We start from the raw sequence: 20,514 nt of genomic DNA on the forward strand, positions 1-20,514 counted from the left end.
AAGCACGCTATTATGGAATACAGGCAATTAGGAAATTCTGATTTAAAAGCTTCTGTGGTTACTTTCGGCGCCTGGGCTGCCGGTGGCTGGATGTGGGGCGGAACCGAGCGTAAAGACGCTGTAAAGGCCATCAGGGCCTCCTACGATGAAGGCGTTACAGCCATCGATACCGCTCCGATATACGGACAGGGCACCAGCGAAGAAATTGTAGGCGAAGCGATCAAAGGCCTTCCACGTGACAAGGTACAGATCCTGACCAAGTTTGGGATGCGCTGGGACCTTGCCCGGGGAGATTTTGCTTTTAAGAGCCAGGACAACCAGGGCAGGGATATCGACATTTACAAATACGCCGGTAAGGCCAGCATTATCAAAGAATGTGAAGATACACTGCGCCGTCTCGGCACCGATTATATTGACCTGTACCAGATCCATTGGCCGGACTCCACTACGCCCATCGGCGAATCGATGGAAACCGTGGCGGAACTTATTAAACAGGGCAAGGTGCGTTATGCCGGAGTATGTAATTACAACGCAGAACAATTGGAAGAAGCCAGTAAGTATGTGCCGCTGGTATCCGACCAGGTGCCGTACAGCATGGTGAAACGCGGCATCGAAAAAACAGATGTGCCTTATTGCATTCAAAACAACCTGTCCATCCTGGCTTACAGTCCGCTGGAGCGTGGTTTGCTGACCGGTAAAATGAAACCCGGTCACCAGTTTGCCCCCGGTGATCACCGTGCCGGCATCTATTTCTACCGGGATGAAAACCTGAAAAGGACCAATGCCTTCCTGGAAAAAATATATCCGTTGGCGTTAGCAAAAAATGCGACGCTTTCACAGCTGGTCATTCGCTGGACGATCGAACAACCGGGTATCACCATTGCCCTGGTAGGCGCACGCAACGCTGAACAGGCAGTACAAAACGCTAAAGCTGCCAATATTCACCTCTCGCCGGAGGAAATCAGTTTTATTTCTGCAGAACTGGATAAGCTGGTGTTGGAGAAATAGTGGCTAAATCATATGGCCGGTGCCGTTACCACGGTGCCGGTCGTACGTTTTCAGTCAAAAGGCGTAACTTAAAGTATATTGTTAAGTTATGCGAAAAGTCCCCCTTACTGTTTCTATACCGCAGCCGTGCCGGCAACCCTGGGAAGACATGACTGCTGAAGCCCATGGCCGTTTCTGCGGCAACTGCCAAAAGTCGGTCATCGATTTCTCCGATCTCTCTGACAGCGAGATCCTGGCGCTGTTGTCTGATACTTCCAAAAAGCATTGTGGCCGTTTTAAGAAATCACAGCTGGACAGGCTGGTCCTGCCGGAGCAGCAGGCGGTATCGTTATTACCAGCAGCTGTGCTGGGGGTAATGCTGGCAGCCGGCATACCGGCTGTTGCATCAGCAACAGATAACAGACCACAATACGTAAGTAGGGACACTACCACGTCCCGTATCCTTACTGGAAAAGTAACAGATATAAATGGAAGTATCGTGCCGGCGGTAACAGTAAGCATCAAAGGAACGAATAGGGGTGTGTTAACAGACGCAAATGGCCATTATCAATTAACGGTGGTTCCGTCGCAACAGGTAGTGCTGGTCTTTTCTTATATAGGATATGAGCGGTTGGAGGTGCCTGTAACAGCACAACCGATCGTGGATGTGGTATTAAAACCTGACGAGACCCGGTTGTTAGGTGATGTAGTAGTAGCCGGTGGTGTGCGTGTAGTGAAAGCTACTCCGTGGCAACGTCTCAAACACGGATGGCAAAGGTTATGGCATCGTTAGTCATTCATAGAAAAAGTCCGGCATCAGATGTGCCGGACTTTTATCAACTAATTCTTTTCGATTTTCTTCAGCCGTTCGTTCATAGCGGCAATCTGCTCCTGTTGCTGAATAATATAAAGGGTGAGTTCTTCCACTTTCTGAAGCAGCAGTTTATTCATCTCTCCCAGGTCTTGTCCGTTTTTCTCTACTTCGGCCGCTGCCGGGATATCGGGCAGGTGTTTATGCGTATTGACGTATTGTTTTATTTCCTGTAATGTTGGCAACTGATAATTGGTATGGAATACATAATCCGGCCATCCCGTAGCGGTTACTTTTACCCTTTGAGCGGTAATAGTTCCGGCCACGGCCAGTTTGGACTGTGGCGTAGTAGTTCCGATGCCAACGTTGCCCTCGTCTTTTACTGGTTGCAGCACAAGGTCCTGCCATTGTGTGAGATTATGATTGTGCCCGCCGATAATAGCGCTGCCATTGGCTGCGGTGCCAATCACCACACGGTTGCCGGCGTCTTTGTTGTTGCCGAAATCTGCTGCGATCCATCCTGGTGAGATGCTGCTGGTTTCCTGCGCAACCAGATTGGTAAATGAATTCCGGGAGTTGCCTGACCAGCTTGCTTCCATATTCCTGAAACGGTCAGAGGCGGTATTGCCGGAAACGGTCAGTTTTTCTGAAGGTTCAACTGTGCCGATGCCCAGGTTGCCATATAGCCGTTCCGGTTGAAGTATGAGGTTGGCCCAATTGTCCAGCGAACTGTCGTGCGCGCCTATGATGGCTTTCCCATTAAGCGCATTGCCGATAACTACCCGGTTGCCGGTATTATCGTTATTCCCAAAGTCGGCCGCGATCCAGCCATAGACATTTCAGCGCCCTGGGCGACAAAGTTGTTGAAAGAATTGCGGGAATTATCTTTCCTGAAGGAAGAAGTGTTGTTCCGGAATCTGTCGGCAATTGTATTACCATTTACCTGTAAGGCGGTAGTGCCGTCATCTGAAGCATTATTGATAAGAAATCTGCTGTTGGTATAAATGGCGGACCCTCTCAGAAACAACGGCTGAAAGGTGCTGGTGCTGGGGTTCAAGACATCTATATAACCGCCTCCATTATAAAAATGGAGCATCAGGCCTGTATAGTTGCCAATATTGTATTTGCCGGACCCATTAATGAAAAGGGCGTTGTTAGTAGTATTGCCGCTATCGGTAACGGTTTGAAGCTGGGCATAGGCAATAGGGGATAAGAAAAAAATGAACAGGAAAAGGGATAACGATTTTTTCATGACATAAGTTGAATTAAGATATAAATGGCTACAAAGCTAGCAATTATCACCGCTATCCCGAGAATGAAAAACGGGAACGGCTATACGCCGTCCCCGTTTGTATTAAAAGAGAAAAGAGGATTAGTTGGATTTTACCGGTGCAGAAGTGCCACTGGGGGTATTGAAGTCCAGTTCGTTCTGTGGTACGTCCCAGTAATCGAGGTAGTTATATTCGATAGTGGCATCGTTATCGAGTTTATTGTCTGATTTTATCACCCATGCATGCTGGCGGCCACCACCTTGTGTAGCAGGTGCGGTAACGCCCCACCTTCTGGCATCATAGAACGCCACATTTTTGAGGAAGAGGCCAATTCTTCTTTCGCTGCGTAATTCTTCCAGTGCATCTGCCTGGGTAAGACCAGTGCCGGCTACATGTGGCAGTTCTGATTTCTGATAGTCGCGAACGTTGTCAATGTGTTTCAGTCCTTCTTCAATGTTACCGAGGCGGATGTTGGCTTCAGCGATCATCAGCTCATTTTCTTCATAAGAGCAGGCAACAGGCAATTCTGCGAGACCGGTGGTAGTAGAAGCCCAGTCTCCTCCATCAGAAATTTCATAGAGGTACCATCTGGTGGCATATTGAGCACCCCTGTTTCTTTCGTTACCGTATGGTGCGTAAGGACCGTCTATATTACGTTCATAACGCTTGTCTCCAGCTTTAAAGTCCTGAACAAGACGTTCGCTGACATTGGCCCAGCCAATCTGTAAGCGATAAGGGGACCAGGCGGTGATGGAAACCAGGTCATTCACATCTGCGCTGCGCATAGTGAAGATCTTATCGTCTTTGGATAAACCGGCAGTGGCCAGTGTCAGCACGTTGGTCCAGTCCGCATTGGTCATTTGCGCCACTTTTTTGTTCACCAGCAGGTTTCTGGCTTTGTAGGTGGCAATATGCCGTTTCCATGCGTCGGGGCTTATTACGCCGCCTTTACCGGTAGCGGTAAAGTCCGGAATGAGACGTGGGAACAGCGCATTATAGGCACTGATGCTTTTTACTTTGTTCAGCTCCGCAACGCAGGCGTCGAAGTTGTCGTTGCCTAATTTTACGATAGCATCATGTGTAACGAACTCACTGTTCATCAGGGTGCCGTCCACAAACTTATCGGCCTGCACGCCGGCGATATAGATGGAGCCGATGCGGGAGTAGGCAAATCCCTTCCACCAGTAAGCAAAGGCACGGATAAGGGCTTTTTTGGTGGCAACTTCGTCAGCGCCGCCTGTCATTGACAGGTCGTCTTTTGACGTGATGTCAAGGATCAGGTTCGCCTGGTTATTTACAAAATAAAGAGCTGCCCATTCGTTGTAGAATGCATTGTCATTGCCGAAGGAGCGGTCATTACGGTTTTTGAGCTCCGTACCTTGCGAACCTCCCTGGGGCGGGGTGAGCACCGTGCCGTTCGACAAGGTGATTTTGGAGACCTGGTTCACCCATCTCCATGAAAAGTTACCGGCACTGATGGTATAGCTGTCTCCCATGACATCATGATTGGCCAGGGCTATCCACCAGAATTCAAGGCCGAATTTATTGTAGATGCCAAGGGTGCCTCTGATGAGCCCTTCTTCTGTTTTCAATACCGCCGGTGTTGGTTCATTCGGGTTCAACAGGTCCAGGCTGCTCTTGCTGCAACTAAAAAGAAGGGATGCTGATAATATTGTAAGGAATATTTTCTTCATGATCGTGATTTTTTGTTTTTAGAAACCGAACGTTACGCCAATCTGTATAGACCTGAAGTTAGGGAAGGAATATACATCGATACCTCTTCTTATCGGATTGTTCACACGTGCACTGGCTTCAGGGTCCAATCCTGAATAGCTGCTGATGGTAAACAGGTTTCTTCCTGTAAGGCTGATTTGTGCGTTGTTGATGAATTTATTGGTCAGGTATTTATCCAGCCTGTAGGTCAGGGTCAGGTCGCGCAGTCTCAGGAAGGAACCATCTTCCACGAATACAGAGTTAGTGGTATTGGTATTGTAGAGACTGTTGTAGTACGCTACGAATGCACCTGTCTGACCGTTGATAGTAACTGGTTTTTCCAGGTCACTGCTGATTTTGTCAGCGTATAGCCATTGGCGTGTCTGGTTATAAACCTGGCCGCCATATACCCAATCCAGCTGGAATGACAGTGTAAGCTGGCCATTGAAGGTAAGGGTATTGTTGAAGCTCATGTTGAATTTCGGAGTGGGATCGCCGATTTTTTTGTTCTCTGTACCGAACATAACGGATTTGGTAGTTTTGTTTACCACGTATCCGTTAGGACCTACTTCATAGTTGCCTTTTACAGCAGTGGCAGGTAGTTCATCCAGGCTGGTGAGCGGAGTAACGCCAAAGAAAGCACCAATGCTTTCGCCTTCTTTCAACACGAATTGACCTTCGCCGGAACCGCCAATGGTAATAGGTTTGTGATTGGAGATGTAATCAACAATGGACCGTTGTTTGCCGAATTTTACGCCGAAATTCCAGTACATTTTTTTGCTTTCCAATACATCCAGATCGAAGGAGAACTGGAAGCCATCGGATTTAAGACCCAGCGCATTGGTCAGGATGCCGCTTGCTCCGGTGGAAGGAGACAGGTCGATAGCACGGATAACATTACTGGATTTTCTGGTCCAGTAAGTGGGATTGATGAAGATTTTCCTGAACCATCTGCCTTTGCTTAACTCAAGACCAAAGTCGATGCCCACCTCTGTTTCCTTGGATGTTTCCACGGTGAGGTCGGGGTTGTTCAAAGTGCCTTTGAGGATAAGGTAGTTTGAATTGCCGATAGCACCTTTTTCGAGGGTGATCTGGCGGTCATAAACACCTGGTTGTATACCGGCGGCGCCGTAAGCGCCTCTGATCTTCAGTTCATAAATGCTGGGCACTTTTAATAATTCGCCCAGTCTGAAATAGGCGTCACCACGACCAAAAGTAAATGGTTTGGTACCACGGCCGAAGGCAGATGAATAGTCTACCCTCACACCACCGGAGATACCAAACAGGTTGCCATAATCAACGCGCTGGTTGACCAGATAGCCATAGGTAACGAATTCTTCGCGGGTTTCATCATTGCTTTTGGAAGCGGCGTTCGCCATCGTAAAAGGAGGGAAGGGAGCGAAGCCAACGCCTTCCATGATCACGTTGCCATATACACGTTTACGCCAGTCATATGCGAATTGAGTGGTAGTAGTGATGGGCACTTTCATGTTAAAGTCGCGTTCAAAGTCTGTTTTTACAAACAATGTCAACAGCGAGTTCTGCGTGGTTTCATTATCTCTGTCATAACGGAGTTTTCCGGTAAATGGATCGATTCCTTTGCCCGGAGTCAGTGTTTTTTCCTGATTATGAATAAAGTCGGAGAAGTCGTAGCGATAATAGTCAATACCGTATTTATAGTCTATTTCCAAATATTTGATAGGTTGATAGTTAAGGTTAATGCCCTGTACTATACGGCTTGTTTTAGCTTCGTATGTTCTGTTTTGGAAAGAGTAGTAAGGATATACGGAGTTGTCTGTCAGGCTGGTATTGAAAGGATAATTGCCGATGGAGTCTTTGAACAGCAGGTCCTCATATGGATAGGAGGCCATAGCAGTACCGAGGCCACTGAAGATGTTATTTTGACCTGTGATGGCGCCGGTAGTGTTTTTGGAAGTAATGAGCTGTGTGGTGGACCTGAGCTTGAGGTTCTTCAGGATGTCTGCGCCTACGTTCAGTGACAGGTTTGTCCTGCTGTAATCTCCGTTAATAATACTCTGCTGTTTGAGATTAGACAGGTTGAGTGCAAAATCATATCCTTCCCGGCCGCCTGAAATGTTGATGGAGTTGTTATAGGTAGGAGCACTGTTTCTAAACAACTGGTCAACGTGGTCATAGGTAGGTTCCTTAAAGCTTTTATCTGTTACAGTGTTAGGAGTGATATCACGGTTTGGTTGTGTCCAGATGCCCCTGGCGTCCGGCTTGATGCGCTTCCCGGAAGGATCGATGATGTAACCTTCTGCATCGGTGGGATAATAGTGTTTGTTAAGATATTTGAAGTTGCCTTTCAGCACATCGTCGAAGCTGGCCCTGGAGCTGAAGTTGACATTTATTTTACCTGTACGGGAACCTTTTTTGGAGAATAGCTGGATAACGCCGTTAGCACCTTGCGCACCATAGATAGTAGCGGCAGCCGCACCCTGTACCACTTCCACTCTTTCAATATTGGACAGGTCAAGGTCCGCGAGCCTGGAAGAGAGGTTGCCGGAAGAGCCGTTTTCACTGCTGCCGGCATTAACTTGCACACCATCGAGGAGAATCATCGGTTGTGTTCCACCAAGTGAGTTGATACCGCGCAGGATGATTTGTGCCTGTTGCCCTGGTTGACCGGAAACAGACGATATCTGAGCGCCGGCTATTTTACCTACCAGCGCCTGGTCAATAGAAGCTGCTGGTACTTTGGGCAGGTCTTTTCCTGACAGAGATTCGACCGAGATAGCAACTTTTCTTCTGTCGGTGGCTGCGCCCACACCGGTTACAACTATTTCCTGTAATCCTTTGGTGTCTACATGCATTGCCACATCTACGCGGCTTTTACCACTGGTGGATACTGTTTGGCTGAGATAACCTACATAGGAGAAAACGAGAGAGGCATTGTCTCCTACCGCGATCTTATAACCTCCGTCGGGACCAGTCATGGTACCTGTTCTAGAGCCGCTGATACTAACGGTCACACCTGGTATTGGCGTTCCGTCTTTTCCATCTGAGACTTTGCCGGTGATCGTCCGTGTCTGGGCATAACTATGCACAATACTGCTGGCCACGAACAGCCATAAGAGTAGCAAATTTTTCATGAGCAATTTAGATTTGATTTTCTGAGATAACATTTAAAGACAGGAATTCCCCTACCATCTACAGGACATGGCTCCGAGTTCAGTAAAGAATAAAGGCAAATTCCCCCTTGATTACTGTGGGTTACTCACGAGTACGTTTGCAAATGGCAAAAAAAATAACGCAGGCCTGGCATAGCCCGAAATGACAGTATAAATCTTAGACAGTATGTCTTTTAAAAAACGAAAAACAAGTGTTTCTACGATGCTTTTAATAACGCTTTGATCATAGGTTGTTTAGATTTTTTAGGTTGAAAAAGTTTCTCTATTCCCGTCGAGGGTGCAACAGCACAATTTTTTTAGACTTTATGATTATTTCGCCAATAATGAAATGGACTTGGTTCCAAACAATTCAGCAAATGTTATTGGGCAATAAGGATTAAATCAGATTTTGGTTATCTAGTCGCATGATCCCAAATATAGCTAAAACCCTGCTATTCAGCATAACACATTGGTGTTATAGAAAAGTTTACGGAAGATGTACATCAGCCGCAGATGAATGTGCTGCGAAAATTGGAGGGATAACGGCAAATATTGAAGCACCTGTGGCAGATGTTAATACGGGAACGTTTAATCGTAGCCGGCGCTGTACTTTTACATCATCAGCCGGAGAGGACCTGCGGATACATCCATTGAAAGCTACCCCAGAAAGATACCTGATCGAAGGCTTCATGAATACCGAAGCACAAGATCATCCAACTGTTAGTAACGTTGCCCCAAAAGCAAAATCGCCCGTTCAGTTTTCTGAGCGGGCAATTTCTTTCGTGTCTATTTGTTAATCTAAAATGTTCAATTCAAATGGCAAAAAAAATCGGGACAGGAGATATTTTTTACTGGAAGCTGGAAAGTCAGTCCCTGTTTATTTTCGGCAGGATTTTATTTGATGTGGACCTGCAGGTAGAGAAACCTGTCGGCAACAGCGAAAGTTATTTTACATGTTATACTGGTTGTCAGCTTGTGGAAATATATAGAGGGATATATACCCGCCCGGAGGTCCCTGATAAACGGGAAATACTGATCCCGAGAGTGTTTGTTTTCCGGATAGATGTAAAAGCCAATAAACTCCAATGGGGGAAAGCCGGATATAAGGCGGTAGATTTCACTAAAGTTGAATTTCCCGAGGTAGTGGGAAATGCTTACAATGAAGTGAGGCTGATGAGAGGAGAGTTGTATTTTAAAACCAGTATAAAAGACCCGGTTGCACATCCTGGTATACTGCCAGGCGCAGAGTTCCCGGTGGTTATTTTGGATGCGGCGCTCTGGCTGCAGGGAAGGGAAGACTTAATTGAGGGGGAGTATTATCCCGAAAGCCTGACAGATCTGGATTTACACTACCATCCCCTGGTACGGCAACAAATTTATCACGACCTGAAAATCGATCCTGACAAAAGCTACTATGAACTGGCGAAGGAAATGGGGTTTGATCTGGGGAGGTTGTATCGGAAATGATGAATACCCACGTCCATAAATGAAAAACGCCCAAACCTAGTAAAGCTAAGTTTGGGCGAATTAATCTTTTAGTAGCCTCGTCAAGAATCGAACTTGAATCTGGAGCTTCGGAAACTCTTATACTATCCATTGTACTACGAGGCCAAAAGGGAACGCGAAGGTACATTTTCTCCGGAATAATCCCAAATTACGTTAAAGATTGATATTACTTTTAAAAATTTTTACTGCTATAGCCAGCAGGATAACCCCGAAAAACTTACGCAACACCATCAGTCCGGCCTTTCCCAGCAAGCGTTCTATGTAATTAAGGCTTTTCAGGACCAGAAAAACTATCAACAGGTTCAGCACAATACCGGCCAGGATATTGTACTCCCCGAAGTTGGCTTTGAGCGACATAATAGTGGTCAGCGTTCCGGAACCCGCGATCATAGGGAAGGCGATGGGCACAATACTGCCGGACTTAACATCCTGGCCGCTCTTGAAAAGTTCAAGCCCCAGGATCATCTCCAGGCCTATGACAAAGATAACGATGGAGCCGGCTACCGCAAAGGAATGCACGTCTACGCTGAACAGGCGGAGAAACTGTTCGCCCACCAGCAGAAATAATACCATCAGGAAACCGGATGCCAGGGTCGCTTTGCCGGCGTCTATATGCCCCAGTTTCTCCTTCAGGGACACCAGCACAGGGATAGAGCCAACGATGTCTATTACGGCAAATAACGTGAACGCAATGGCTAGAATTTGGTCGATACTGAACATGCGACAAATATATAACGTAATGCATTAGCTTTCTCTCCCTATATTTGTCCCAAGACCGACCTATATGACCGAGGACATTATCATTCAGATCAGTAACAGGATCAAGGAAAAGCGGAAAGCCAAAGGCATCACCATACAGGAACTGGCCGACAAGGCAGAAGTCAGCAAAGGCCTTATCTCTCAGATTGAGAACAACCGTACCGTGCCCTCCCTGCTGGTGCTGATCAATATCATCCGCGCACTGAACCTCGACCTGAACGAATTCTTCAATGAAATAGACCAGCAGTCACAACAATCCAGGGTCATCATCAAACAAAAATCCTCCTACCAGGAATTCGAAAAAGAACCAGCCAAAGGATTTCAGTACAAAAGAATACTCACCAAAAATGTCAAACATTTCCCGGTAGACATCGTAATGCTGGAACTGAAAAAAGGCGCCCGCCGCTCCCAGATCGTTAAAACCGATGCCTATGAATATAAATATATCATCAAAGGCAAAGTGGAATACCTGATCGATAGCGAGAAATATATCCTCGAAGAAGGCGACTCCCTCTTCTTCGACGGCCGCCTGGGACATAAACCCGCCAATATCGGCGAAGACACCGCACAAATCCTTGTTGTCTATTTCTTCCTCGAAAACGAAAAATAGATAGTAAACTTTTTTGACGTATTATATACAAATACTTAACGTTAAATTTAGTATAACTTAACATTCCCATCATATTCGAACTTAACCTTTGCATGGTAATAAACATTACCCCCCTTAATCTAAATTGCCATGCAATCAAACCTACGACAGGCACTTACGCAGCTATGTGCCCTGCTCCTGCTTTTGCTGAACGTAACGGCAGCAACAGCTCAACAAGCCATCACGGGAAAAGTCCTTTCCGCCGGCGACAACCAGCCGGTAATAGGCGCTACTGTAAAGGTGGCCGGCGCCCATAGAGGCGCTGTTACCGATGCCAATGGTAACTTCAACATCTCCGCCAATGGTACTGATATCCTCGAAGTAAGCTCTATCGGCTTCCTGACAGGAAAATATCCGGTCAATAATCACAACTTCATATCAGTGCTCCTCCAACAGGATAAAAAAGCGCTCGACGAAGTAGTGGTAACAGCACTGGGTATACGTAAAGAAGTAAAAAGGGTAGGCTACGCCGTACAGGAAGTAAAGGGCGCCGACCTTGTAAAAGCCCGTGAACCGAACCCCATCAACGGCCTGGTAGGTAAAGTGGCCGGCCTTACGGTAGGTGCGTCCGCTGAACTGCTGGCCGCTCCCATGGTACAGCTCCGCGGTAACAACATCAACCTTTACGTGGTGGACGGGGTGCCCATCAACTCCGATACCTGGAATATCTCACCGGACGATATCGAAAGCTATACTGTCCTGAAAGGCGCCAGCGCCTCTGCGCTTTACGGCTCCCGCGGCCTCAACGGCGCTATCATGATCACCACTAAAAAAGGCTCCAAAGATAAAAGAGGTTACTCCATCGAGTTCAACTCCAGCACTATGTTTGAAAAAGGCTTCAACGCTATTCCGAAAGTGCAGGACCTCTATGGCCCCGGTGACCACGGTAAATACGCCTTCGTGGACGGTAAAGGCGCCGGTGTGAACGATGCGGACTATGACGTATGGGGACCTAAATTTGAAGGCCAGCTCATCCCGCAGTATGACAGCCCTATCGATCCGGCAACCGGCAAACGTACCGGCACTCCGTGGATCGCCCGCGGTAAAAACAACCTGCAACGTTTCCTTCGCACAGGTATGCTGAGCACCAACAACCTCGCGGTGTCCGCTCATACGGATAAAGCCGATCTGCGCTTTTCCCTGTCCAATTCCTACCAGAAGGGTATTGTGCCTAACACGGCGCTCGATATCGTTAATTTTAATATCTCCGCAGGATACAGCTTCTCGCCCAAACTGCGCCTGGACGGGTATCTGAATTACAACCGCCAGTCCAGCGATAACTTCCCGGACGTGACCTACGGCCCCAACAGCCTTATCTATAATACCGTTATCTGGGCCGGCGCCGACTGGAGCATGGACGACATGCGCAACTACTGGCAGCCCGGAAAAGAAGGCATCCAGTCCATCTATGCTGAATACCAGCGTTACCATAACCCCTGGTTCATGGCGTACGAATGGTTACGCGGCCACCACAAAACAGACCTCAACGGCTATGCTAAACTGACGTACAAACTGTCCGACAAACTGGAGCTGATGGCCCGCACACAGGTGACCAGCTACGACCTTATCCGCACAGAGAAAATGCCGTTCTCCGCGCACCCCTACGGCCGCGAAGAAGGAAAAGGCGACTACCGCGAAGACAAACGCTCCCTCTACGAAAACAATACCGACGTTATGCTGTCCTATGCCAACGTGTTCCCCCACAAAATTGGTGTGAGAGCTTCTGTTGGCGGTAATGCCCGTTCGTATAAATATAATTCCAGCTTCGTTTCCACCAACTACCTGAACGCTCCGGGATGGTATGGCTTCGGAAACTCCCGCGATCCATTGTATGCTACCAGTTACAGCGCACCTATGCTGGTGCTCAGCGCTTACGGTTATGTGGACATCGATCTGGGCAAATACGCCACGCTGTCCCTGACCGACAGGCTGGACAAGGCTTCCAACCTGCCGGTAACACATAATACCTATTCCTACCCGTCTGTTTCACTCAGTACCGTGGTATCTGATTATGTGCACCTGCCGGAAGTCATCTCCTTCCTGAAATTCCGTGGCTCCTATGCCAACGTAAAAGGCGGCTTCACCGTACCCACTATCGGTGCTACGCCGGAAGCCAACTACCCGTTGGGATATGGTACAGAATACCAGTCTTCGTATGATGGTCCCCGTTATAACATGCCGGTATACAGCGTGTCCCCGGTATATGGTAACCAGGCCGCTGCCTATTATGCCCGCGTGATCGCCAACCCCAACCTGCAACCCTTTACCAGTAAAGTAACAGAAGTGGGGATGGACGTACGGTTCCTGAAAAATCGTATAGGCGTGGACGCTACCTACTTTACCAACCTCAACGGGCCACGCATCTATACACTGCTGCTGGCGCCCAGCACCGGCGACTCCGCTTACCTGGTGAACGGCGTAAACACCCGTAAAACCGGTTATGAAGTGTCTGTAAATGCCACACCCGTTAAAAATCCGCGTGGCCTTACCTGGACAGTAACCGCCAACTGGTCTACCTTCCAGGAAAAATACGTAAGCATCTACGGTGATTATAATAAGCTCAACGCGTACATCGGTGTGGGTGACCGTGTTGATAAATTCTTCGGTACCAAGTTCGTAAGAACACCCGATGGTCAGATCATTAACGGCCCTGACGGCCGTCCTATCGTAAACCCGACACAACAATACCTCGGTAATGCCAGCGCAGACTGGGCCTGGGGCATAAACAACAGCTTCAGCTATAAAGGGTTTAACCTCAGCTTCCAGTTCGATGGCCGCGTAGGCGGGCAGATGATAGACTATATCCAGCAGCAGACTTTCCGTGGCGGCCGCAACATCCTTACTACGGAAGGCGCTATGGGAGATGCCCGCTACCAGGACTATAAAGGCGTGAAATCATGGCAGGGAGAAGGTGTGGTGATCACCAACAATGTGCCCATTCAATATGATAACAACGGGAATGTCACCAACGCAGACAAACTGCAGTTTGCGCCTAACACCACCAAAACCTTCCTGCAGGATTATATCAGCGTGTATTACAAAACCAATGAAGCTAACCTGATCAGTAAAACTTTCGCCAAACTGCGCGAAGTAACTTTAGGCTACACACTGCCGGAGAGCCTGCTGAGAGGCACATTTATCCGCTCCGCCAACGTCTCTTTTGTAGGAAGAAACCTGCTCTATTTTGCCAAAAACAAAGATGTGGACCTGGACCAGTACCCTGGTGCCGATCAGGGCTCTTCCACACTGCAAACGCCTACCACGCGCCGGTTTGGTTTTAACGTTAATCTCACTTTCTGATCCGCTTAAACATGAATTGTATGAAATCACTGAAAATAGTTGCCTTTGCTGCGTTGGCTGGTATGGCCTTCAGCAGTTGCAATAAAAAGTTTGAAGATTATTCCATCAATACTAATAAACCCGCCAAAGTTCCGCCCAGCCTGGTACTGGGAGGCATTTTGGGAGATATGAACGCAGACAAGCCATGGAGCGCGGTGATGCGCTGGAACCAGTTTGACTGTTGTAACTATAACTACTATGGCGATCAGCGCTACGACTGGAACGGGGCTGATTTTTCCAGCTATTTCTCTCTGACCAACATACAGCAGATGGAAACAGAAGCTGTCCGGCTGGGAGGAAAGGATGTAAATCCATATACTGCTTTGGGCAAATTTGCCCGTGCCTTTTTCTACTACCGGCTGTCCAGCCTCGTAGGAGATGTGCCAATGAAATCAGCGCTGTTGGGCAAAGACAACATCACCCCAACTTACGACGCGCAGAAAGCTGTATTTGTACAGATACTGCAATGGCTGGAAGATGCCAATACCCAGCTGGCCGCACAGATAGCCAATCCCGATAAGTCCAATACCGCAGAAGGACAGGTGCTGAAAGGTGATTTTTATTATGGCAACGATCTCACCAAATGGCAGCGCGCGGTAAACACGTTCCGTTTACGCGTGTTAATCGCACTGAGCAAAAAATCCGGTGATGCTGATATCAATGTGGCGCAACAATTTAAAAATATCGTTGGTAATCCTGCTAAATACCCGCTGATGGAATCGATGGACCACAACATGCAGTTCATCTACAATAACATCAACAAGTACCCGTCCAACCCGGATAACCTCGGCTTTGACGCTACCCGGTACAATATGTCGGCTACTTACCTTAATACGCTGGTGGGGCTTAATGATCCGAGGGCTTACGTGACCGCCGAGCCGGCCACCAAACAGATCAATGAGCTGCATAAGCTGCCTTCTGATATTACGGCCTATGTGGGCGCTTCTTCCGGTGAGAGCCAGGAAGATATGTCTTCTAAGATGTCTAACGTGGATACGGCCGTTTATTCCCTGCGCAGCAGAAGCCGTTACTATAGCAGCTATGCCGCCGAACCTGGTGTGATCATCGGTTTCCCGGAACTGTGCTTTAACATGGCGGAGGCTATCAACCGTGGATGGATCACGGGGGACGCGGAAGCCTGGTACAAAAAAGGCATCAAAGCATCTCTGGGCTTTTATGGTATTCCTACAGAAGTGGCCGGCACTGTCAACAAAACGTATAAGGGTACCCGTTATGACGTGCCTTTCGATTTTGAGAACGGTTATTATCAACAGGCGACCGTTAAGTACCAGGGCAACAACGCCCAGGGCCTGACACAGATCCTGACGCAGAAATACCTCGCGTTCTTTGAAAACTCCGGCTGGGAGGCGTATTTCAACTGGCGCCGCACAGGAGTGCCTACCTTCCTGACGGGCGCAGGCACGGGCAACAGTGGCGTGCTCCCCAAGCGTTTCAAATATCCGGACACAGAGCGGTCTGCCAATACCGTTAACTGGACCGCTTCGCTGAAGAGCCAGTTCGGCGGCACCACCGATGATATTAATGCTGCTATGTGGCTCATACAATAACAAAAACAACATAAAGCCTGATGGCCCGGACAGATCGCTGTCCGGGCCTTTTTTATGGCCGTCTGACTATACCGTTATTTAGTAATACTTAACAATTAGTTCAGTATTGCTTAACAATTAGTTTACATTGGATAGGCACCTTTGACCCAAATATTGAATGGAAAATGCTGACTATTCCCTGGATACAGAAGCGGCTGGAGCGGGCGCCGAATGTTGTTTTGTCTTTGTACGCCGCATTGGTGGCCTTTGGGACCTATTCCTGCATGTACGCTTTCAGGAAACCATTTACGGCAGGCATATTTGAAGGACTTTCTTTTTGGGGAGTGGACTATAAGATCTGGCTGGTGATCAGTCAGACGATCGGGTATGCCTGTAGCAAGTTCTACGGCATCCGTTTTATTGCGGAAATGAAGGGCAGCAACAGGGCGCAGTATATTATGATGCTGATCCTGATTTCATGGGCGGCATTGCTGGGCTTTGCCCTAGTGCCGGCGCCGTTTAATATAGCCTTTCTCTTTATTAACGGTTTTCCGCTGGGCATGATCTGGGGACTGGTGTTCAGCTACCTGGAAGGCAGGCGGAGCACAGAGTTTATGGGTGCTGTATTATCCATCAGTTTTATTTTTTCTTCCGGGTTTGTAAAATCTGCCGGTAAGATGACCATCATATCCTGGCATGTTTCTGAATCCTGGATGCCTTTTGTAACGGGCCTGTTGTTTCTGGTACCTATTTTCATTTTCATCCTGCTGCTGGAGCAGATACCGCCGCCGGGCGCGGAAGATGTGCAAATGCGTACGAAAAGAGTGCCTATGAACAAACAGGAGCGCAGGCGTTTTTTGCAAACGTTCCTGCCTGGCCTGGTGTTGCTGATCGGCAGTTATGTATTGCTGACCGTGCTGCGTGACATGCGTGACAACTTCGCTGCTGACATCTGGAAAGACCTCGGCTATGGAGCAGATACCGGTATCTTTACCCGTACCGAAATACCCGTGTCTGTGGCTATTATTGCCATCATGGGAATGCTGGTATTTGTGAAGAACAACTATCAGGCATTTATGCTGAATCATGTGATCGTGATTTCCGGGTTCCTGATAGCGCTCGTCAGCACACTGGCATTCCGGCAGCATCGCCTGGACCCGGTGTGGTGGATGACACTGACAGGACTGGGATTGTATATGGGATATATTCCCTTCAACTGTATATTCTTCGAACGACTGATAGCGGTATTTAAATACGCCAGCAATGTGGGCTTTATCATGTATGTGGCTGATTCCTTCGGATACCTGGGCAGCGTAGGGGTGATGCTGTTCAAGAACGCCAGTCATCTGCCCCTGTCATGGAGCCAGTTTTTTGGCGACGCTGTAGTAGGAGTCTGTGTCACAGGAATTGTAATGATGGTGGTATCTTCCTGGTATTTCAAAAAAAAGTATAACGGTGACAGCCTCAAGCTAGGAATGGTGAACTAATAAAAAAAGCGAAACTGAAATTTCAGTTTCGCTTTTTTAATAGCTTTCTTATGCAGGTATTTATGCCTTAGGCGCTTCTTTAGAGTCTTTTTTTGCAGGTTCATCTTTGGCATCTTTGAACTCGCGTATGCCACTACCCAAACCACGCATTAACTCAGGTATCTTTTTACCGCCAAACAAGAGGAGAACTACCAGTGCGATCAGCAGTAATTCTTTGATACCGATTTCCTGCAGAAACAAAAACGGGATATTCAAAAGTGATGTTGCCATTATAAACTGTTTTTTATTGTGTGCTTTTAATATACGGCGATTCCAGACATAAAGTTAGCACGAAATCAGAGTTTTTTCGACTTTTGCCCAGATATTTGAGAATTTTAATCTAATTCTCATAAACACAATAAATTACGAATTATAAAAAATAACTTTTATATCTCCGTTCTCCACTTGTAGTTGTGAAATCCGGCCATATTGGACCTTCAGATCAAAGGAATCCACAAGTGGCGTATTAGTGGCGTGGGCAAGAATGGAGCGGATGACGCCGCCATGTGTGACCAGCACCGCATTATTGCCTTTTTCGATGATTTCTTCTACGACAGCCATGGTCCGGAGATAGAGCTCTTCATAACTTTCGCCCTGCGGCACTTTCGCCTGCACAAAATCATCGGCCCAGGTTTGCAGCTCTTCCTTGCCAATGGCTTCCCAGGCCAGCATTTCCCATGCGCCGAAGTTCATTTCCTTCAGCCGTTCATCGGTAATTACCTTGTCGCCAAACAGCGTGGTGGCCAGTTTATGACAACGTAGTAACGGGCTGCTATATACGTCGAAATCGCCTTCCGGCAGTTTCGCCTTTACTGCGGCGGCTTCCGTTTCAAAAGTGTCAGCTACGTCAATATCTGAAAAACCGTAACAGATGCCGCTTTCGATAGCCGGCGTAGTATGTCTTATGAGGTATATTTCCATGCGAGAATGCAAAAACACAAATATATGACTGTTTCAGAAACCTGCTGTACGGCCCCAAGGCAATCGCCGGTATAACCACCAATCCATTTGCTCATGAGACGGGCCATGTACCAGCGTACCAGAAACAGTGATGGCAGTATCAGCAGCAGGGCATAGTTGCCGGTAAAGGCAATTACCGCCAGCAGGGGAAGCAGCCCGAAAGCGCCCGCCAGTGCCAGGTCAGGCAGCTGAATGCCTTTGGATACGGGCTTGGCTTTACTGTCTTCATTTTCCCTGACATACTGATGGGTGTAGATAATACTAACGGCCACAAAGCGGCTCAACGGCTGCGCTATGATCACGGCCAGCATCACCTTGTTGAGCGTAAGCGGCACCAGGCAGATATATTTCAGCGTCATCAGCAGTAACAGCCCCAGCATGCCATAAGTGCCGATGCGGCTGTCTTTCATGATTTCCAGTATCTTTTCTTTGGTCCAACCGCCGCCGAAGCCATCACACATATCGGCAAAACCATCTTCATGAAAAGCGCCGGTCACCCAGATGCTGATAATGATTGACAGCAGTACCGCCACCAGCCGGGGAGCGATATCGCCGAAAGCATATAACACGGCCAGCATGAAGCTGCCGGTGATCCAGCCTATCAGGGGCAGATAACGGGTAGCTTTATTAAGCATTTCAGGACTATAGGGCGCGCTAACGGTAACGGGTATACGTGTGTAAAACATGATGGCGGTTAGCAGGAGCTGCCACTGTTTCTTCATATCGTACGGTTTGAAACCTGGGCGCTGTTGAAGCTCGCCATTTCCTGCAGAAACAGCACAGCGCTTTGGATGACAGGAATAGCCATGGCGGCGCCGGTACCTTCACCGAGGCGCATGTCCAGCTCCAGCAATGGTTTTACGCCGAGAGACTGTAACATGGCCCTGTGGCCTTTTTCTTCTGAGCAATGTGCGAACACACAATAATCCTTTACGGCAGGTTGCATGGCTACGGCGGCCAGCAGCGCGGACGAAACAATAAATCCGTCAATCACCACCATCATTTTCAGGGCCGCGGCCTGTAGGATGGCGCCGGTGATCATGGCAATTTCAAAACCGCCATAAGTCGCCAGTGCCAGCTCGGGGGTGGGTGGTTTGAGATGGTGGGCCAGCACCTGTTGCAGGATGGATTTCTTCTGCGCCAGCTGCTGGGCATTGCTGCCGGTACCGGTGCCTACACAATCGGCAATGGACATACCGGTAAAGTGGCTCATGAGCAACGCTGCCGACGAGGTGTTGCCAATACCCATTTCGCCAAACCCGATGATGTTGCAGCCCGTCGCGTGGGCCAGCTTCACTTCTTCGGCGCCGGCGGCCATGGCCAGCCGGCACTGGTCCGGAGACATGGCGGGGCCATGCAGGTAGTTCTGTGTGCCGCAGGCTATCTTACGGTCATGCAGCAACGGATGGGCCGGGAACTCGTGATTAACGCCGGCATCGACTACCGTCAGCTGCAACCGGTGCTGCCGGCAGAATACATTAATGGCCGCGCCGCCCTGCAGGAAATTATATACCATCTGCGCGGTAACAGCCTGCGGAAAGGGATTGACCAGCCCTTCGGCGGCAATGCCATGGTCGCCGGCAAAAACAATAAGGTGGGGATTGCGTAATTCGGGAGTAAGGCTGTTTTGGATCAATCCGGCCTGTAATGCCAGCTGTTCCAGCCTGCCCAGGGAACCGGGCGGTTTTGTTTTCTGATCGATCTTGTCCTGTAAGGCGGCTTTCAGCGCTTCGGACAAAGGGGAGACGACAATCTGCATCATGTTATGTTTTATAGGTCTCTTTTCTTTATTACAACCGGAATACCGGAAACCATTAGTATGACGGTATCGGCTATACGTGCAATATATTGGTTGGCCCAGCCCTGAAGGTCTGTGAACTTGCGGCCGACGGCTGTTTCGGCGTGCAGGCCCATTCCCAGTTCATTGGTTACAATGAGGAAATGCCCTGGCAGCTCCCGCAGCGCGTCGATCTCCGCCTGTAGCGATGCCAGTGCTTTGTCAATGTCATAATCGTGGAGCGTAAAAAAATTAGTGAGCCACAACGTTACGCAGTCTATCACTACTGTCCGTCCTGCCAGCGGCAGCCGGCTTACATACAGCTCTTCTTCATAGTTGGTCCAGGAAGGGCCGCGCTCTGACTGGTGCTGCCGGATACGGGCCGCAAAATCCTCGTCCCATATTTTGGCGGTGGCCACATATACCGGCGGCTGGCCGGAAGCCAGCGCCTGTTCTTGTGCATACCGGCTTTTACCGGAACGGGCGCCACCTGTAACGAGTGTGATCATGATAAAAAGAAAACGCGCTGTACATGACG

17 protein-coding genes and 1 tRNA gene are annotated in these 20,514 nt (G+C 48.6%); 7 read left to right on the forward strand and 11 right to left on the reverse strand.

What is annotated here, in order from left to right; genetic code table 11:
* Positions 1 to 12 precede the first annotated feature (12 nt).
* Positions 13 to 1,008, forward strand: coding sequence for an aldo/keto reductase (locus HGH92_RS13340; protein WP_168871196.1), 996 nt, complete (start codon positions 13 to 15; stop codon positions 1,006 to 1,008).
* An 88-nt stretch (positions 1,009 to 1,096) separates the two neighbouring features.
* On the forward strand, positions 1,097 to 1,780 hold the full coding sequence (locus HGH92_RS13345) for a carboxypeptidase-like regulatory domain-containing protein (protein WP_168871197.1): 684 nt from the start codon (positions 1,097 to 1,099) through the stop codon (positions 1,778 to 1,780).
* A 47-nt stretch (positions 1,781 to 1,827) separates the two neighbouring features.
* On the opposite strand, the gene HGH92_RS13350 is transcribed toward HGH92_RS13345, so the two are convergent.
* From HGH92_RS13350 to HGH92_RS13365, 4 genes are all read right to left on the reverse strand, one after another.
* Positions 1,828 to 2,397 carry a hypothetical protein gene (locus HGH92_RS13350; RefSeq protein ID WP_168871198.1) on the reverse strand — a complete coding sequence of 190 codons (570 nt, stop codon included), beginning with the start codon at positions 2,395 to 2,397 and terminating at the stop codon, positions 1,828 to 1,830.
* 179 nt (positions 2,398 to 2,576) lie between these two features.
* The gene (locus HGH92_RS13355) at positions 2,577 to 3,050 is read right to left on the reverse strand and encodes a hypothetical protein (protein WP_168871199.1); all 474 of its coding nucleotides are present in this window, start codon (positions 3,048 to 3,050) and stop codon (positions 2,577 to 2,579) included.
* Positions 3,051 to 3,170: 120 nt separating this feature from the next.
* A complete protein-coding gene (locus HGH92_RS13360) occupies positions 3,171 to 4,763 on the reverse strand; it encodes a RagB/SusD family nutrient uptake outer membrane protein (RefSeq protein ID WP_168871200.1) in 1,593 nt (530 codons plus the stop codon).
* Positions 4,764 to 4,781: 18 nt separating this feature from the next.
* Entirely contained in the window at positions 4,782 to 7,895 is a 3,114-nt protein-coding gene (locus tag HGH92_RS13365) for a SusC/RagA family TonB-linked outer membrane protein (protein WP_168871201.1), read from the reverse strand.
* 834 nt (positions 7,896 to 8,729) lie between these two features.
* On the opposite strand from HGH92_RS13365, the gene HGH92_RS13370 reads away from it, so the two are divergent.
* On the forward strand, positions 8,730 to 9,380 hold the full coding sequence (locus HGH92_RS13370) for a hypothetical protein (protein ID WP_168871202.1): 651 nt from the start codon (positions 8,730 to 8,732) through the stop codon (positions 9,378 to 9,380).
* A gap of 72 nt (positions 9,381 to 9,452) precedes the next feature.
* On the opposite strand, the gene HGH92_RS13375 is transcribed toward HGH92_RS13370, so the two are convergent.
* Both HGH92_RS13375 and HGH92_RS13380 read right to left on the reverse strand, forming a co-directional pair.
* A tRNA-Arg gene (locus HGH92_RS13375) sits at positions 9,453 to 9,524 on the reverse strand.
* A 48-nt stretch (positions 9,525 to 9,572) separates the two neighbouring features.
* On the reverse strand, positions 9,573 to 10,139 hold the full coding sequence (locus tag HGH92_RS13380; RefSeq protein WP_168871203.1) for a MarC family protein: 567 nt from the start codon (positions 10,137 to 10,139) through the stop codon (positions 9,573 to 9,575).
* Between the two features lie 64 nt (positions 10,140 to 10,203).
* Between HGH92_RS13380 and HGH92_RS13385 the strand changes: the two genes are divergently transcribed.
* The 4 genes from HGH92_RS13385 (at position 10,204) to HGH92_RS13400 (ending at position 17,200) form a co-directional block, all read left to right on the forward strand.
* Entirely contained in the window at positions 10,204 to 10,788 is a 585-nt protein-coding gene (locus HGH92_RS13385) for a helix-turn-helix domain-containing protein (RefSeq protein WP_168871204.1), read from the forward strand.
* Between the two features lie 129 nt (positions 10,789 to 10,917).
* Positions 10,918 to 14,127 (forward strand): SusC/RagA family TonB-linked outer membrane protein, encoded by a 3,210-nt coding sequence (locus HGH92_RS13390; RefSeq protein WP_168871205.1) that lies wholly within the window; start codon positions 10,918 to 10,920, stop codon positions 14,125 to 14,127.
* A gap of 20 nt (positions 14,128 to 14,147) precedes the next feature.
* On the forward strand, positions 14,148 to 15,734 hold the full coding sequence (locus HGH92_RS13395) for a SusD/RagB family nutrient-binding outer membrane lipoprotein (RefSeq protein WP_168871206.1): 1,587 nt from the start codon (positions 14,148 to 14,150) through the stop codon (positions 15,732 to 15,734).
* A 164-nt stretch (positions 15,735 to 15,898) separates the two neighbouring features.
* Positions 15,899 to 17,200: a DUF5690 family protein gene (locus tag HGH92_RS13400; protein WP_168871207.1), complete on the forward strand. Its 1,302-nt coding sequence runs from the start codon at positions 15,899 to 15,901 to the stop codon at positions 17,198 to 17,200.
* A 60-nt stretch (positions 17,201 to 17,260) separates the two neighbouring features.
* On the opposite strand, the gene tatA is transcribed toward HGH92_RS13400, so the two are convergent.
* The 5 genes from tatA to HGH92_RS13425 all read right to left on the reverse strand — a co-directional run bounded on the left by tatA (position 17,261) and on the right by HGH92_RS13425 (position 20,485).
* Positions 17,261 to 17,470: a twin-arginine translocase TatA/TatE family subunit gene (tatA, locus tag HGH92_RS13405; RefSeq protein ID WP_168871208.1), complete on the reverse strand. Its 210-nt coding sequence runs from the start codon at positions 17,468 to 17,470 to the stop codon at positions 17,261 to 17,263.
* A gap of 132 nt (positions 17,471 to 17,602) precedes the next feature.
* Positions 17,603 to 18,160, reverse strand: a complete 558-nt coding sequence (gene cobC / locus HGH92_RS13410) for an alpha-ribazole phosphatase (RefSeq protein ID WP_168871209.1) — start codon at positions 18,158 to 18,160, stop codon at positions 17,603 to 17,605.
* Positions 18,142 to 18,921, reverse strand: coding sequence for an adenosylcobinamide-GDP ribazoletransferase (locus HGH92_RS13415; protein WP_168871210.1), 780 nt, complete (start codon positions 18,919 to 18,921; stop codon positions 18,142 to 18,144). Before HGH92_RS13415 ends, cobC begins: the two co-directional genes overlap by 19 nt.
* On the reverse strand, positions 18,918 to 19,961 hold the full coding sequence (gene cobT / locus HGH92_RS13420) for a nicotinate-nucleotide--dimethylbenzimidazole phosphoribosyltransferase (RefSeq protein WP_168871211.1): 1,044 nt from the start codon (positions 19,959 to 19,961) through the stop codon (positions 18,918 to 18,920). Before cobT ends, HGH92_RS13415 begins: the two co-directional genes overlap by 4 nt.
* A gap of 8 nt (positions 19,962 to 19,969) precedes the next feature.
* Positions 19,970 to 20,485: a bifunctional adenosylcobinamide kinase/adenosylcobinamide-phosphate guanylyltransferase gene (locus tag HGH92_RS13425; protein WP_168871212.1), complete on the reverse strand. Its 516-nt coding sequence runs from the start codon at positions 20,483 to 20,485 to the stop codon at positions 19,970 to 19,972.
* Between the last annotated feature and the right edge of the window lie 29 nt (positions 20,486 to 20,514).

Origin of the sequence: Chitinophaga varians, assembly GCF_012641275.1 — a bacterium.
In the GTDB taxonomy this organism is placed as follows: domain Bacteria; phylum Bacteroidota; class Bacteroidia; order Chitinophagales; family Chitinophagaceae; genus Chitinophaga; species Chitinophaga varians_A.

What these genes read in the sequence shown, in the direction of transcription:
- HGH92_RS13340 (WP_168871196.1), top strand. Translation starts at nt 13, where the DNA reads ATGGAATACAGGCAATTAGGAAATTCTGATTTAAAAGCTTCTGTGGTT.
- HGH92_RS13345 (WP_168871197.1), top strand. Translation starts at nt 1,097, where the DNA reads ATGCGAAAAGTCCCCCTTACTGTTTCTATACCGCAGCCGTGCCGGCAA.
- HGH92_RS13350 (WP_168871198.1), bottom strand. Translation starts at nt 2,397, where the DNA reads ATGGAAGCAAGCTGGTCAGGCAACTCCCGGAATTCATTTACCAATCTG.
- HGH92_RS13355 (WP_168871199.1), bottom strand. Translation starts at nt 3,050, where the DNA reads ATGAAAAAATCGTTATCCCTTTTCCTGTTCATTTTTTTCTTATCCCCT.
- HGH92_RS13360 (WP_168871200.1), bottom strand. Translation starts at nt 4,763, where the DNA reads ATGAAGAAAATATTCCTTACAATATTATCAGCATCCCTTCTTTTTAGT.
- HGH92_RS13365 (WP_168871201.1), bottom strand. Translation starts at nt 7,895, where the DNA reads ATGAAAAATTTGCTACTCTTATGGCTGTTCGTGGCCAGCAGTATTGTG.
- HGH92_RS13370 (WP_168871202.1), top strand. Translation starts at nt 8,730, where the DNA reads ATGGCAAAAAAAATCGGGACAGGAGATATTTTTTACTGGAAGCTGGAA.
- HGH92_RS13380 (WP_168871203.1), bottom strand. Translation starts at nt 10,139, where the DNA reads ATGTTCAGTATCGACCAAATTCTAGCCATTGCGTTCACGTTATTTGCC.
- HGH92_RS13385 (WP_168871204.1), top strand. Translation starts at nt 10,204, where the DNA reads ATGACCGAGGACATTATCATTCAGATCAGTAACAGGATCAAGGAAAAG.
- HGH92_RS13390 (WP_168871205.1), top strand. Translation starts at nt 10,918, where the DNA reads ATGCAATCAAACCTACGACAGGCACTTACGCAGCTATGTGCCCTGCTC.
- HGH92_RS13395 (WP_168871206.1), top strand. Translation starts at nt 14,148, where the DNA reads ATGAAATCACTGAAAATAGTTGCCTTTGCTGCGTTGGCTGGTATGGCC.
- HGH92_RS13400 (WP_168871207.1), top strand. Translation starts at nt 15,899, where the DNA reads ATGCTGACTATTCCCTGGATACAGAAGCGGCTGGAGCGGGCGCCGAAT.
- tatA (WP_168871208.1), bottom strand. Translation starts at nt 17,470, where the DNA reads ATGGCAACATCACTTTTGAATATCCCGTTTTTGTTTCTGCAGGAAATC.
- cobC (WP_168871209.1), bottom strand. Translation starts at nt 18,160, where the DNA reads ATGGAAATATACCTCATAAGACATACTACGCCGGCTATCGAAAGCGGC.
- HGH92_RS13415 (WP_168871210.1), bottom strand. Translation starts at nt 18,921, where the DNA reads ATGAAGAAACAGTGGCAGCTCCTGCTAACCGCCATCATGTTTTACACA.
- cobT (WP_168871211.1), bottom strand. Translation starts at nt 19,961, where the DNA reads ATGATGCAGATTGTCGTCTCCCCTTTGTCCGAAGCGCTGAAAGCCGCC.
- HGH92_RS13425 (WP_168871212.1), bottom strand. Translation starts at nt 20,485, where the DNA reads ATGATCACACTCGTTACAGGTGGCGCCCGTTCCGGTAAAAGCCGGTAT.